Annotated in this window: 16 protein-coding genes; 6 read left to right on the forward strand and 10 right to left on the reverse strand. The window is 30.0% G+C overall.

Annotation, left to right across the window (positions count from 1 at the left end; all coding sequences use genetic code 11):
* Positions 1 to 3: 3 nt before the first annotated feature.
* From BUA92_RS06450 to BUA92_RS06475, 6 genes are all read right to left on the reverse strand, one after another.
* Positions 4 to 696 carry a TVP38/TMEM64 family protein gene (locus BUA92_RS06450; RefSeq protein ID WP_073017894.1) on the reverse strand — a complete coding sequence of 231 codons (693 nt, stop codon included), beginning with the start codon at positions 694 to 696 and terminating at the stop codon, positions 4 to 6.
* Between the two features lie 216 nt (positions 697 to 912).
* Positions 913 to 1350, reverse strand: coding sequence for an ACT domain-containing protein (locus BUA92_RS06455; protein WP_073017897.1), 438 nt, complete (start codon positions 1348 to 1350; stop codon positions 913 to 915).
* Between the two features lie 6 nt (positions 1351 to 1356).
* Positions 1357 to 2247, reverse strand: a complete 891-nt coding sequence (gene thrB / locus BUA92_RS06460; protein WP_073017900.1) for a homoserine kinase — start codon at positions 2245 to 2247, stop codon at positions 1357 to 1359.
* A 1-nt stretch (position 2248) separates the two neighbouring features.
* Entirely contained in the window at positions 2249 to 3712 is a 1464-nt protein-coding gene (gene thrC, locus BUA92_RS06465) for a threonine synthase (RefSeq protein ID WP_073017902.1), read from the reverse strand.
* Positions 3713 to 3807: 95 nt separating this feature from the next.
* Positions 3808 to 4563, reverse strand: a complete 756-nt coding sequence (locus tag BUA92_RS06470; RefSeq protein WP_073017905.1) for a hypothetical protein — start codon at positions 4561 to 4563, stop codon at positions 3808 to 3810.
* The gene (locus BUA92_RS06475) at positions 4557 to 5099 is read right to left on the reverse strand and encodes a sigma-70 family RNA polymerase sigma factor (RefSeq protein WP_073017907.1); all 543 of its coding nucleotides are present in this window, start codon (positions 5097 to 5099) and stop codon (positions 4557 to 4559) included. The genes BUA92_RS06470 and BUA92_RS06475 overlap by 7 nt, the downstream gene beginning before the upstream one ends.
* A 257-nt stretch (positions 5100 to 5356) precedes the next feature.
* Between BUA92_RS06475 and BUA92_RS06480 the strand changes: the two genes are divergently transcribed.
* The 6 genes from BUA92_RS06480 to BUA92_RS06505 are packed head-to-tail and all read left to right on the forward strand — an operon-like array spanning position 5357 to position 9430.
* A complete protein-coding gene (locus tag BUA92_RS06480; RefSeq protein ID WP_073017909.1) occupies positions 5357 to 5740 on the forward strand; it encodes a VOC family protein in 384 nt (127 codons plus the stop codon).
* Positions 5741 to 5743: 3 nt separating this feature from the next.
* Entirely contained in the window at positions 5744 to 6430 is a 687-nt protein-coding gene (locus BUA92_RS06485) for an HAD family hydrolase (protein WP_242950078.1), read from the forward strand.
* Positions 6431 to 6469: 39 nt separating this feature from the next.
* A complete protein-coding gene (locus tag BUA92_RS06490) occupies positions 6470 to 6949 on the forward strand; it encodes a tetratricopeptide repeat protein (RefSeq protein WP_139259314.1) in 480 nt (159 codons plus the stop codon).
* Between the two features lie 18 nt (positions 6950 to 6967).
* A complete protein-coding gene (locus BUA92_RS06495) occupies positions 6968 to 7516 on the forward strand; it encodes a GNAT family N-acetyltransferase (protein WP_073017913.1) in 549 nt (182 codons plus the stop codon).
* Between the two features lie 58 nt (positions 7517 to 7574).
* Positions 7575 to 8336 carry a CPBP family intramembrane glutamic endopeptidase gene (locus BUA92_RS06500; protein ID WP_073017915.1) on the forward strand — a complete coding sequence of 254 codons (762 nt, stop codon included), beginning with the start codon at positions 7575 to 7577 and terminating at the stop codon, positions 8334 to 8336.
* 29 nt (positions 8337 to 8365) lie between these two features.
* Complete coding sequence (locus BUA92_RS06505) at positions 8366 to 9430, forward strand: acyltransferase family protein (protein WP_073017917.1); 1065 nt, start codon at positions 8366 to 8368, stop codon at positions 9428 to 9430.
* Positions 9431 to 9512: 82 nt separating this feature from the next.
* Here the strand turns inward: BUA92_RS06505 and BUA92_RS06510 are convergent, their stop codons facing one another.
* The 4 genes from BUA92_RS06510 to BUA92_RS06525 are packed head-to-tail and all read right to left on the reverse strand — an operon-like array spanning position 9513 to position 13340.
* Entirely contained in the window at positions 9513 to 10109 is a 597-nt protein-coding gene (locus BUA92_RS06510) for a thiamine phosphate synthase (RefSeq protein WP_242950079.1), read from the reverse strand.
* 3 nt (positions 10110 to 10112) lie between these two features.
* Positions 10113 to 11426: a phosphomethylpyrimidine synthase ThiC gene (gene thiC, locus BUA92_RS06515; protein ID WP_073017919.1), complete on the reverse strand. Its 1314-nt coding sequence runs from the start codon at positions 11424 to 11426 to the stop codon at positions 10113 to 10115.
* A gap of 20 nt (positions 11427 to 11446) precedes the next feature.
* Positions 11447 to 12565 carry a 2-iminoacetate synthase ThiH gene (thiH, locus tag BUA92_RS06520; protein ID WP_073017921.1) on the reverse strand — a complete coding sequence of 373 codons (1119 nt, stop codon included), beginning with the start codon at positions 12563 to 12565 and terminating at the stop codon, positions 11447 to 11449.
* The gene (locus BUA92_RS06525) at positions 12558 to 13340 is read right to left on the reverse strand and encodes a thiazole synthase (RefSeq protein WP_073017923.1); all 783 of its coding nucleotides are present in this window, start codon (positions 13338 to 13340) and stop codon (positions 12558 to 12560) included. The genes thiH and BUA92_RS06525 overlap by 8 nt, the downstream gene beginning before the upstream one ends.
* Positions 13341 to 13345 lie beyond the last annotated feature (5 nt).

The following is a 13345-nucleotide window of genomic DNA, read 5'->3' on the forward strand; positions in this document are numbered from 1 at the left end:
TATTTAACTTATTTTTGCTAGTTTTTCCATAAAAAATTTCTTTAACATCATACATATTCCTAAACCTACTACCATTATAACAGATAAAATTATTATAATGTGCATGTTACCTGTAGCAATATTAGCTCCATAAAAAGACGATATAACTAATGCTGGCATTCTTCCAAGTGTTGAGTATATTAGAAAATCTTTAAAATTGATTCTAGACAGAGCACATAAAAATATTGAACTATCCTTAGGTATTCCAGGAATCAAATATATTAAAAATACTATTAAGTTTATCTTCTTAGCATTTAAAAGCTTTTCAAATGGTCTTTTTAACTTTTCAGGTACAACTTTATCCACTAAAGAATTCCCAAACTTTCTTGTTCCATAAAATAATACTGCTGAACCTAAATTTATTCCTATAATAGAATATAGTGTTCCTAGAAAGGTTCCAAAAATATATCCTCCAGCTGCCTGGGTTACCTCCCCTGGTATAAAGAATATAACTACTTGAGTTACTTGAAGTAAAATAAACATTAACACTCCAAAGTGACCATAACTCTCTATATATAAACTAATTGCTTTAGGATCTTTCATTAAGTTTATTGCTTGAACTAAACTCTCTCTATAAATAAATCCATAAAAAGAAAGTACAATAACAATCATAGCTGTAAGAAGTTTTCCCCAATGATTTTTTAATATATTTTTCATTGATAGTCCTCCGTTTTTAGTTGATGATTATATCATATCGTACTTTTCTTAAATATATCTTCTTAAATTCTTAATTACTTCTTAAATTTATCTGATGTCTAGCCACTGTAACTCTCCAACCCCTATTAAAGTTGGAGATAACAGTGGCACGACCCTAGATAAGTTCAACTAACCTTCAGCGGGAGATTAAAACTCCCTCTGAAGCTAAGTTTCACTTTACTCCATTGCGACAAAATCTACCTTTTCTACTCCATCTACCAAGTATAAATCTTCTAAAAGGTCTGTTGCATCCCCTTCTAAAGAACTTATATCCATGGTAATACTTACATTTGCTAGATTGTTTATAGGAATTCCTTGATCTATTGTTAGTATATTTCCACCTTTTTCAGTTAAAAAGTTTAATAGGCTTGAAAGAACTCCTTTTTTATGAGAAATAATCATATTAAAAGTAAACTTTCTTCCATGACTACTTTCCGCAAATTCAAAAACATACTCTTTATATTTATAATATACACTTCTACTAATTCCAACTATCTTAGTAGCCTCAGTTATTTCCTTAACCTTACCATCTTTTAATAATCTCTTTGCCTTTAATACCTTTTCAAATACTTCTGGCAAAACCCTTTTATCCACAAGTATATAATTACTATTCATATTAACTCACCCTTTAATTATTTCGGCCCCTATATTGTTTTCCTTAAGTGTTACAACTGACCACTCTTTTTCAAACTTAATCATATGAGCCTTTATTTTATCTTTAGCGGTATTATCCTCTTTCTTAACTATACTCATAATAGTTGGACCTGCTCCGCTTAAAAAAACACATAATGCTCCCAAATCCAAAACTTCACTAGTTATCTCCTCAAAGTTTGGTATAAGCTTGCTTCTATATGGTTCATGCAGTTTATCCTTACATGCATATCTTAGCATATCATAATTGCCTAAATAGAAACAACTTAAAGTAAGAGCAGCTTTTCCAATATTATAAACCCCATCCTTAAATGGTATTGTAGCTGGAAGTGCTTTTCTTGCCTTCTCTGTAGATAAAGTAAAACTTGGAATAAATGATAAAAATTCTATTCCTTCTTTTATATCCACCTTATTATAATAAGCTTTCCCATCTTCCATAGAAGAAACTACAATCCCGCCAAAAAAAGCTGGAGCTACATTATCTGGATGCCCTTCTATTTCAACTGACATATTAAAAAGTTCCTCTAATCTAAAGGGAGAACCCATAAGTTCATTTGCCCCTAAAAGACCTCCAACTATGCAACTAGAGCTACTTCCAAGACCTCTCGAAATGGGAATATTCTCTTCTAAAATACTTATCTTAAGTCCAGTAGGCTTATAATCTGCTCTATTAAAACATAACATCATAGCTTCATATATGATATTATCTTTATTGCAATACTCTTCTTTTACACCTTCAAACTCTAAACCTTCTTTAATCTCTTCAAATTCAAACAAATTAAAAAGTTCAAAAGCTAATCCCATACAATCAAAACCAGCACCAAGATTTGCTGAAGTAGCAGGTACTTTAACCCTAACCATACTACTCACCTACTTTTAATATCTTCTTAAGGATATCTTCCATTTTATCAGCATCACACTCTAAGTTATGCACTAGCTTAAGATCTTTTAATTCCCTTAAAGCCTTTGGTATCTCTAGTGAGGTTTTTTCTGATAAAGTATTTAATAATTCTAAATCATCCTTATTCCCAGCATCTATTCCTAAGGCATTGATTATACTTCTATTAAACTTAAATGGACTTGCAGTTGATGCAATTAATACTTTTTTATCGTCACCTGTTTTTTGCGAGTATTTTTTATAAACACTATAAGCAACTGCTGTATGTGTGTCCATTAGATAATTTTCTTTTTCATAAACATCTTTTATAACTTCATATACCTCTTCTATATCAGAAAAGTCCCCATAAAAATCTTTTAACTTTTCTTCCATAGAATTAGTTATAGAATACTTTCCATCCTTCTGAAGTGAATCCATTAAGTCTTTAACTAAGCTGCTATCTCTATCAGCTATTTCAAATAAAAGCCTCTCAAGATTTGAAGACACTAAAATATCCATTGAAGGAGATTCTGTTAATACAAGTTCCCTGTTTTTATCATAAACCCCTTCATTAAAGAAGTCAGTTAATACATTATTTTCGTTAGATGCACATATAAACTTATCTATAGGAAGTCCCATCTGTTTTCCATAATAAGCAGCTAAAATATTTCCGAAGTTTCCTGTAGGCACAACTACATTAATTTTTTCTCCTTCTTTTATCTCGCCCTGCTCTATAAGTTTAAAATACCCATAAAAGTAATAAACTATTTGTGGTACTAGTCTACCTATATTTATAGAGTTTGCAGAAGAAAGCGCTATATTATTTATATCTAATTCTTCCTTTAATTCACTATTACTGAATATAGTTTTTACTCCTCTTTGTGCATCATCAAAATTACCTTCTATAGCTACTACATAAACATTATCCCCTTTTTGAGTTCTCATTTGCTTTTCTTGAACCTCTGAGACTCCATCTTTTGGATAATATACAACTACTTTAAAACCTTCTACATCCTTAAAGCCTTCTAAAGCAGCTTTACCAGTATCTCCTGATGTAGCAGTTAAAATTACTATATCCTTATTGAAATTAATTACTTTTTTAGCTTTTTTCATTATTTGAGGAAGAAACAAAAGTGCTGCATCCTTAAAAGCAGAAGTTGGTCCATGATATAATTCTAAAAACCCGTTTTTAACCTCCACATTAAATCTACCAGTATACGCATCTTTGATAGCCTCTTTTAAATCTTCACTCTTTATGTCAGTAAAATATTGCCCTATAATTATTTCAGCTAATTCTTCATAATTATAATTTGTTTTCCCCTTTAACTTTGAATAAACCTCTGGAAAACTCTCAGGAACAAATAGCCCTCCATCCCTTGCAATTCCTTTTAATATAGCCTCTGACGAGGATAAATTACTTTCTAATCCTCTTGTACTTTTAAATAACATTTAATCACCCCAAGTTTACATGATATAACAATTACGTTAAAAAAATTATACCCTGTCCCCTCATAGAATACAAGTGTTTTTTAATTGTAAACATTCTACATTCTTATATTGTTAGAAAGTTTTTTAAGATATCGTAAAATCTCTTTATAATTTGCGTTTCTTACAAGAAAATCATATTTTTTTCCATCTTTCATTGTTATTATAGCTTCTGTTTCTAAATCTGGTTCTATTCCACTTATTATTAGTGCTATTAATGCAACAACTCTAAAAATAATCTTTCCCTCAAAAGCTATATCAAAATCATATGCCTCAAAAAATCTATTTGAAAATACTCCAAGACCAAATGCCATAGAAACAAATCCTCCAGGCGTTGAGACTATATTTTTAAAGAAATTTTTAATCAAACCTTTCTTTGATCTATCCAAAACTCTTTTAAATCTTATATTTTTCATTTCTTCCCTTGTATAAATTCTAGTTCCCAAAGCTTTGTTAAAATAATTAGAATTTACTACTATTAATCTTTTATTAGTAATAAACATAATATATCCAAAAGAATAGTCACCTGAAAGCAAGAAAGCTCCTGGCATAAACATACCTAAAAAAGCAGAGTACACTATAGCATCTCTATCTGTTCCCTTTATTACAGCTTCTGTATATTCATCTTTTTCCATAGTGCTTTCAATAAATTCACCACATTCTCTAAGCGCTTTTCTAGCAAGTTTAGTCTGTATATCTCCACTTATTTTATTAAGTTCATCTTCACTTATTTCCGCCCAATTTAAATAATCAGCTATTTCTTCATTGCTATACTCTATTCCATTGAGTTCATTTATTAATTCCGCTTCTAACATCTAAATCCCTCCAATCTTTCTTTGATTTTCTTTCTTCCTCTAGAAAGTTTATTATAAATATACTCTTTAGATAGGTTTAAATCTTTTGATATCTTTTCCATAGATTCATCTAAAAGATATCTTCTTATAAATATCTCTTTATCCTTTTCCTTTAACTCTTTTATTAAGTTATAAAATCCCTCTTGATCATTTATATCAATCTCATCTTGAAACTCTTCTTTCCTTAATACCTCTTCTTTAAGTTCAATAACATTATTTTTTTTCTGAATCTTTCTTTTATAATCTATAGCTTTAAACTTAGCAACTGAAATAATAAAGTTAATAAGTTTACCTTTTTCCTCTTTATAAAGATACATATTCTTCCACAAAGTCATAAGAATATCATTAAAACATTCTTCAATCTCCCATCTTTCATTAGAAGAGTTTAGAATTTTATTAATTACACCAAAAATTAGTTTCCCATATTTATTTATTAAATCTTCTATAGCCTTAGGGTCTTTTTCAATAATCTTTTGAACTATTTCCTTATTCTCCACACTATCCCCTCCTTTTACCCTATATACGAAATTGTCATAGCTACTTATATCATTCTACCAAAATTTTCTCAATGAGATTTACTAAAAATCTAGATAAATGTGGCTTAACCCGCATGAAAACTATATATAGTTATATAGATATATAGTTTTATATATGAAAGTAGATTTTAAAATAATTTTAATGAAACTTAAAAATTCTTCTACAGTATCGCAGTGTATGGTACAATTTGTATATTAATTAATATAGGAGGTCTGTTATGAAATCAGAAATTAATCTTATTACAATTTGGACAGATAACTTTAAAGAAATGAAAAATTTTTACAACGAAGTTCTTGGTTTTAAAATTAAAAATGAACTTGATAGCTATGTAGAATTTGAAAATCCAGGAGCAAGATTTGCTATTTGTACTAGAGAGGTTATGTTTAGTCATAGCAGCAGGTATAAAGAAAAAGCTACTGGTCAGTCTTTTGAGTTAGCTTTTCCATGTGATAACCCTACTGATGTTGATGAATCTTTTAAGAAATTAATTTCTCTTGGCGCAACACCTATACATGAACCAGAGAATATGCCTTGGAATCAAAGAACAGCATTATTTGCAGATCCTGATGGAAATATTCATGAGATATTTGCTGAGTTATAAAAAATGAATTCAGATTTAAAAATGATTTTCTTTGATTTAGATGGTACTTTAATAAATCATAATAAAGCAGAAATTCTAGGAGTTAATGGTTTCTTTTATAAATATAAAAATTATTTCGATATGAATGAAACTGTCTTTTATGAACACTGGATTAGATTATCTCGTAAATACTTTTTGAAATATTTGAATGGAGATTTCTCTTTTTCTCAGCAACAAATTGAAAGAATTAAAAATCTATTTTTATTATCTCATGTTACTTTACCCGATAAAGAGGCTTCCTTAATATTTAAAGACTATAAAAACATCTATGAATCTAATTTGTTTCCTTATGACGATGTTATTCCCTGCCTAGATAAACTTAAAAATAAGAGATTAGGTATCATAACAAATGGTGATTTATCTCAGCAATTATATAAAACAAATAAAATAGGTACTTACTTTGAAATGGTTATTGCCGCAGGAGATATTGGAATATCCAAACCTAATATTGATATTTTTAAAGTTGCTTGTAAAAAAGCTGGTATTTATCCAAGGGATTGCATGTATGTTGGTGATGACTTAAAAACTGATATACTATCTAGCAAACAAGCTGGTATGAAAGGTATATGGCTGAATAGAAATAATCTCAAATTAGAATTTCAGGGAATAGATATGGTAACAAACTTAAATGAACTAACAGATTATTTATAATTGATTTGTTAGCATAAATACTAGAAAGGTATGATGCATATGAGCGATTTAGATATTGCAATAGAATTAAGAAGACAAGGTAAACTACAAGAGTCAAACGAACTTTTAATTCTTCTTGTTAATTCTTATCCAGATAATCCTACTATAAATTATCAATGTGCTTGGAGCTTCGATGTTTTAGAACTAGAAAAAGAAGCTGTAAAATATTACGAAAATGCTATTTCACTAGGACTTGAAGGTGAAGATTTGCAAGGTGCAATTTTAGGTTTGGGTAGTACTTATAGAACTATAGGAGAGTATGAAAAATCTAAAGCTATTCTTAAGATCGGTTTAGATAAATTCCCTCATGACAGAAGTATTCAAATCTTTTACTCTATGACTTTATATAATTTAAATGAACATTCAGAAGCTATGAAAATTTTGTTAGAAAACTTGGCTGAAACTTCTTCTGATGAAAATATAAAAAATTATAAAAAAGCCATATCATTCTATTCAGATAAACTAGACAACATTTTCTAATAATTTAGGGAGCTAATAATGTTTATAGAAAATAAAGCAATTACTCACAAGAATCTTACTTGGACTCTTCGTTGTCCAAGAATATCAGATGCCGAAAAGCTATCCACTTTAAGAGTTAAAATAGATGGCGAAACTGAATTCCTGGATAGAGAAGAGGGTGAAAACTTACTTACTAAAGATGACTTTGAAAAAATAATTGATGAAGATAACGCTTCTAATACAAGCTTGTTTCTACTTGCAGAAGTTGAAGGACAAATTGTAGGTTTTTTAAGATGCGCTGGTAATACCTTATCAAGGTTTAGACATAAAGCTGAGTTTGGAATATGTATATTAAAAAATTACTGGGGTCATGGGATAGGTAAAATATTAATGGAAAATATGCTTAAATGTATGGACGCTTCGGAAGTTAGGAAAATCAACCTAACTGTTGTTGAATCAAATGAAAAAGCAATTCAAATGTATAAACAATTTGGTTTTACTATAGAAGGATTGCTTATAAATGACCGTATACATAAGGATGGAAGATATCATAATACAGTTATAATGGGAAGATTTTCAAATAAGTAAGCACTAAATTATATAGTTAAATTATAAAAAAATATATATTAAAAGGAGACTTAATTTTATGAAACAAAAAAAATCTGCAGGAAAACCTATCCTATCTTCAATTATATGGGGAGTCGCATTAACCTTCCTAGTTAGTGTTGCGTCAGCAATATCAGTAATTCTTGAACTTAGTGATATTGCTACAAGAATTACTCAAACAAGCGCATATTTAGTAATGGGTATTATACTTATAATTAATATGACAAGTAAAGAAAAGTCTTTAAAATTGTTTGGATTTAAGAAACTCAATATTTCTAACACAGGAAAGGTACTATATTACATCCCTTTATTAATTATTGCATTAGTTCAACCAATAATGGGTGGACTTAATTTTAAATTAACTTTTATGGACATACTAACTATAATAGTCTTTACTTTTTTTGTTGGATTTACTGAAGAATCCTTATTTAGAGGCATTATTAAAGAAAATTTGAAATCAAAAAGTACAAGCTTTTATATAGTTTTCTCTTCAGTACTTTTTGGAATTCTTCACATGGCAAATGCATTTAGCAATGTTAATATACTAAATGTTATACTTCAAGTAATAAATGCATTTCTAATTGGTCTTATTTTATCAGAACTTATAGCTATTGAGTTTAATATTATTCCACTTATCGCCTTCCACTTTATATATGATGCATTAGCTATGATGACAAATACTAATATCGATGAAACCCCTACTCTTATAGTCCTAGATATACTATATGCAGCTTATGCAATTTATCTTGGTACTAAGTTAAAAAACAAAGATAATCTATCAAAAAACAATCTACCTGGATAAAACTTATTCACATAACAAGGAGGAAATACATGAGAAAATACTTTTTAGATAATATTAGATGGATAAGTATTCTATTACTTTTTCCCTATCACACTTGCATGATTTATAATAACTGGGGTGAAAACTTTTATGTTAAAAGTTCTGGTGTATCTATTTTAAGTGCCTTTATCCAAGGTACTTCTCCTTGGTTTATGCCTTTTTTATTTGTTATAGCGGGAATAAGTTCTAACTATGCACTTAAGAAAAGAACTCCTAAAGAGTTTATAAACGAAAGAAGAGCAAAATTATTAAATCCTCTTCTTTATGGAATTTTATTTATAGTTCCTATTCAAACCTTTTTTGCTGAGAAATTTCATAATGAATATACAGGAAGTTATTTTTACCAATATATATTATTTTTCACAAAGTCAACTGACCTAAGTGGATACACTGGAGGTTTTACTCCTGCTCATCTATGGTTTATTTTCTATTTATTTATCATTTCACTTTTAGCTATTCCTATTGTGACTAAATATGATAAAAGTAATATTAGCTTGAAAGTTAATAATCTATCAGTTATTGGATTGATTCCTTTATTTATATTTCCTTTATTTATGTCACTAATCTTAGATATAGGTGGTAAAAGTATAGGCGAATTTTTTGCTCTATTTATGTTAGGGTATGTGGTATTATCTGAGGATATTATTCAAGAAAAACTTGAAAACAATAGGTTTATTTTATTTATAAGCTTTATTATATTAACAACATTAAATCTATTAATTATATACCTTTGGAAGGTTAATATTGGAATATTTCATGATGTTTATATTAGAATTATTGCTTGGATTGGAATCTTAGGAATTATCGGTATGGGAAAACATTATTTAAATTTCTCAAATAACATTACTAAGTATTTTTCTAAAGCTTCTTTTCCTATTTATGTTTTTCATCAATCTTATGTAATATTAGTAGGTTATTACTCCCTAAAATTATTTACCCCTATCTCTACGCAAGTTATTTTTATAATTTTAGGAAGCTTTATATTAACAATGATTACTTATGAAGTTTTTAGAAAAGTGTCTTTTTTAAGAAATATGTTTGGTATTAAAAAGTAATTACAGCCTATTTTATTTAGAAGCCTTAAACAAAACAACCTAGGATTGTTATCTTTATCAACAATTCCAGGTTGTTTTGTATCTATACTCTATATTCTTTTAAAGTACTTTTTATATCTTTACTCTTCATCAAAGTACTCATTACAGCTATTCCCTCGCACCCTGTATTTTTAACTTCTTTAACATTGCTTGGCAATATTCCTCCTAAAGCTACAACTTTACAAGAAACCTCTTTTTTAACCTTACTAATAAAGTCTACTCCTTTTGGTTCTAATCCCTTTTTACATTCAGTGTTAAATATATGAGAAACCAAAACATAACTAGCCCCTTTTTTATCAGCTTCAATAGCCTCTTCTAAACTATGAACTGAAACACCTACTTCTTTAAAACTATAAATCTGCTTATTATCCTGCTCCATAAACACTTGAAATGGTAGCTGTATTCCGTAAGCCTTAAGTTTTATTCCACCCTCTATATTTGAGTTTAAGATAAGTTTTGTCTTATTTTCATCTATAACTTCTTTTACCTTATTCCCTAACTTAACTAAATCATCAAAACCTAAATCTTTTTCTCTTAGTATTATATTATCTACTCCATTTTCTGAGCATTCTTTAATTACTTGTAAGAACTCCTCTTCATTACTTACGAGTTTTCTATTAGTTATTAAATATATTTTCATAATTTAAGCATCTTCTCTCAAGATATTTATATCCTTACCTTCAAGAATTCTTTTCATATTTCTCATAGAACACATCTTTCCACACATTGTACAGGAATCTGAATGTTCTGGCATAGATTCTTCTCTGTATCTCCTAGGCTTTTCTGGCTCTAAAGCTAAATTGAACATCTCTTCCCAATCTATATCAGCTCTTGCCTTACTCATTTTGTTATCCCATTCACTAGCCCCTTTTATACCTTTTGCTATATCTGCCGCATGCGCAGCTATTTTTGAAGCTACAATTCCTTCTTTCATATCTTCAAGATTTGGAAGTCTTAGATGTTCTGCTGGAGTTACATAACATAAAAAGTCTGCTCCATAGGTTGCTGCAATAGCTCCTCCTATAGCTGAAGTTATATGATCATATCCTGGCGCTACATCAGTAACCAATGGACCTAAAACATAAAATGGAGCTCCGTGGCATAATTTTTTCTGTAGTAGCATGTTAGCTTCGATTTCATTAATAGCCATGTGTCCTGGACCTTCTACAATGATTTGAACATTTCTCTCCCAAGCCCTTTTTGTTAATTCTCCTAAAGTTATTAATTCTTTAATTTGAGAAGCATCTGTAGCATCATTTATTGAACCTGGCCTTAATGCATCGCCTAGGGATATGGTCATATCATATTTTTCACATATATCTAATAACCTATCATAATGTTCATAGAAGGGATTTTCTTTATTATTTAGTTCCATCCATGCAAATAATAAAGAACCTCCTCTTGAAACTATATGGGTTAATCTTTTATTCCTTTTAAAAGTATTAGCTGATTCTCTATTTAATCCAGCATGAATTGTAATAAAGTCAACTCCATCCTCTCCATGTTTTTCTACAACCCTAAAAAATTCATCAACTGTTATATCCTTAAGTTCTTTGTCATAAAATCCTACTGCATCATAAATAGGCACTGTTCCTATCATAGCTGGAGACATTTCTACTATTCTTCTTCTAAGCCCCTCTGTTTTTCCATAGTTAGAAAGATCCATTATAGCTTCAGCCTTCATATCAATTGCAATTCTAACCTTTTCTAACTCTTGATCAAAATCGCAACAATCCTTTGATATACCTAAGTTAACATTTATCTTAGTTCTAAGCCCTTGTCCTACACCTTCTGGAGATATGTTCTTATGATTTTTATTAGCTGGTATTGCTACCTTACCTTCAGAAACTAATCCTCTTAGCTCCTCAACATTCATTTTCTCTTTTTCCGCTACTATTTCCATCTCTTTTGTTATTATTCCTTTTTTTGCTGCATCCATTTGAGTAGTGTAATTCATATATACGCCCTCCTAGAAATTTATATAGTTTCCCAATCCTTAAATATTGGTTGATAACCTTTATTTATAAGCATATTTTTTATTTCTACTGCAGATCTTCCATCCGATATCTCAAACTGTTCTTCACCAACTTCTACATCAGAGGAATGTCCCCCGACATGAGTAGAAACTCCTGCTGATATCTTATTAACCCCTAAAGGTATTAAGTGTTCCCTTAGCTCTCCGCTTTCTCTTGTAGATATATTTAAAGAAGCTGTAGGTTTAAATATTCTCATGGCTAATATAGCTTGTACTAAATCCATATCACTTAAAGGAAGAATATCATCATATCCTCCAACACAAGGTCTTATCCTAGGAAAGGAATAAGCTATGTCTACCTCTGGATATTTTTTAAGTAAATAATCTCCGTGTAATCCTGTAAAAAACGCTTCTTTTCTAAAATCTTCTAGTCCAAGCAGTGCACCTATTCCTAAGGTTCTCATGCCTGCTTTTGCCCCTCTTTCTGGAGCATCTATTCTAAAGCTGTAATTACTTTTAGGTCCTTTTATATGAACCTTTTTATAAATTTCTTTATTATAAACTTCTTGATATACTGTAAGTCCATCTACTCCTGCTTCTACTACTTTTCTGTAACTCTCTTCATTCATTGGATATATTTCTATAGATACAGACGGGAAGTATTTCTTTAAAATCTTTGTAGCCTCTACTATATATTCAGTTGGATTATGATACTCACTTTCCCCAGTAAGAATCAATATATGCTTAAACCCTTGACTTGATATAGCTTTAGCTTCAACCTCTATTTCTTCCATAGTTAGCTTTCTTCTTTTTATTTTGTTTTTAGCACTATAGCCACAGTAAGCACATAAATTAACACAGTAGTTAGCTAGGTATAAAGGAGTGTAAAGTAAAACTGCCCCTCCAAAATACTGTTTAGTCAATTTATTAGCTCTTTGAGCTATTTCTTCTAAGACTTCCACAGCCTTAGGTGAAAGAAGATTTAAAAGATCCTTTGGTAATAAATTATCCTTATAAATGCTTTTTCTAACATCTTCTATAGTCACCTTAGAAAAGTATTCATCAAAATCAAAATCTTTATAACTATCTACTACCTCTTCATAGCTACTATAATTATTCATTTCTATCGCCTACCTTTAAAAAACCTGTTAATGGTGATGATGCCTTTGCAAAATCTGATACATGTCCAGCTCCAGCTAAGTAGGATAATCTTCCTGCTTTAATAGCTAACTTAAAAGCTTCTCCCATAAGTACTGGGTCATCTGACGAAGCTATTCCTGTATTAACTAAACAGGCTGCAGCTCCCATTTCCATTGCTTCTGCTGCATGAGATGGCTTCCCTATACCAGCATCTACTATAATTGGGGCATTTATTTCTTCTATCATTATTTTTATTATTTCTTTTGTCTTAATCCCTCTATTTGATCCTATTGGTGCACCTAGAGGCATTACAGCTGCTGCACCTGCTTCAATCATCATTTTTCCAAAATATATATCTGGATTCATGTATGGTAAAACTACAAACCCCTCTTTAGCTAAAACTTCTGTAGCCTTTAAGGTTTCAAGGTTATCTGGCATTAAATATTTTGAATCTGATATAACTTCGATTTTTATCCAATTTCCACAGCCCATAGCCTTAGCTATCCTAGCTATTCTTATTGCCTCCTCAGCATTTCTTGCTCCTGAAGTGTTAGGAAGTAACACCATATCTTTAGGAATATGTTCTAGTATGTTTTCCTCTTTGTTATCAAAATCTACTCTTCTTATAGCTAATGTAATAACCTCTGCACCTGATGCTTTAACTACTTCTGGTATCAATTTGTTTGATGAATATTTTCCTGTTCCAATTAATAATCTGCTATCTAATTCTTTACCTGCTATAACTAACTTATCCATTTTAA

This window comes from Clostridium intestinale DSM 6191, assembly GCF_900130055.1.
Taxonomy (GTDB): Bacteria; Bacillota; Clostridia; order Clostridiales; family Clostridiaceae; genus Clostridium_T; species Clostridium_T intestinale.

Coding starts and splice junctions, on each gene's coding strand:
- BUA92_RS06480 (WP_073017909.1), top strand. CDS start 5,357: ATGAAATCAGAAATTAATCTTATTACAATTTGGACAGATAACTTTAAA.
- BUA92_RS06495 (WP_073017913.1), top strand. CDS start 6,968: ATGTTTATAGAAAATAAAGCAATTACTCACAAGAATCTTACTTGGACT.
- thiC (WP_073017919.1), bottom strand. CDS start 11,426: ATGAATTACACTACTCAAATGGATGCAGCAAAAAAAGGAATAATAACA.
- BUA92_RS06490 (WP_139259314.1), top strand. CDS start 6,470: ATGAGCGATTTAGATATTGCAATAGAATTAAGAAGACAAGGTAAACTA.
- thiH (WP_073017921.1), bottom strand. CDS start 12,565: ATGAATAATTATAGTAGCTATGAAGAGGTAGTAGATAGTTATAAAGAT.
- thrB (WP_073017900.1), bottom strand. CDS start 2,247: ATGGTTAGGGTTAAAGTACCTGCTACTTCAGCAAATCTTGGTGCTGGT.
- BUA92_RS06470 (WP_073017905.1), bottom strand. CDS start 4,563: ATGTTAGAAGCGGAATTAATAAATGAACTCAATGGAATAGAGTATAGC.
- BUA92_RS06510 (WP_242950079.1), bottom strand. CDS start 10,109: ATGAAAATATATTTAATAACTAATAGAAAACTCGTAAGTAATGAAGAG.
- BUA92_RS06450 (WP_073017894.1), bottom strand. CDS start 696: ATGAAAAATATATTAAAAAATCATTGGGGAAAACTTCTTACAGCTATG.
- BUA92_RS06525 (WP_073017923.1), bottom strand. CDS start 13,340: ATGGATAAGTTAGTTATAGCAGGTAAAGAATTAGATAGCAGATTATTA.
- BUA92_RS06500 (WP_073017915.1), top strand. CDS start 7,575: ATGAAACAAAAAAAATCTGCAGGAAAACCTATCCTATCTTCAATTATA.
- BUA92_RS06505 (WP_073017917.1), top strand. CDS start 8,366: ATGAGAAAATACTTTTTAGATAATATTAGATGGATAAGTATTCTATTA.
- thrC (WP_073017902.1), bottom strand. CDS start 3,712: ATGTTATTTAAAAGTACAAGAGGATTAGAAAGTAATTTATCCTCGTCA.
- BUA92_RS06455 (WP_073017897.1), bottom strand. CDS start 1,350: ATGAATAGTAATTATATACTTGTGGATAAAAGGGTTTTGCCAGAAGTA.
- BUA92_RS06485 (WP_242950078.1), top strand. CDS start 5,744: ATGAATTCAGATTTAAAAATGATTTTCTTTGATTTAGATGGTACTTTA.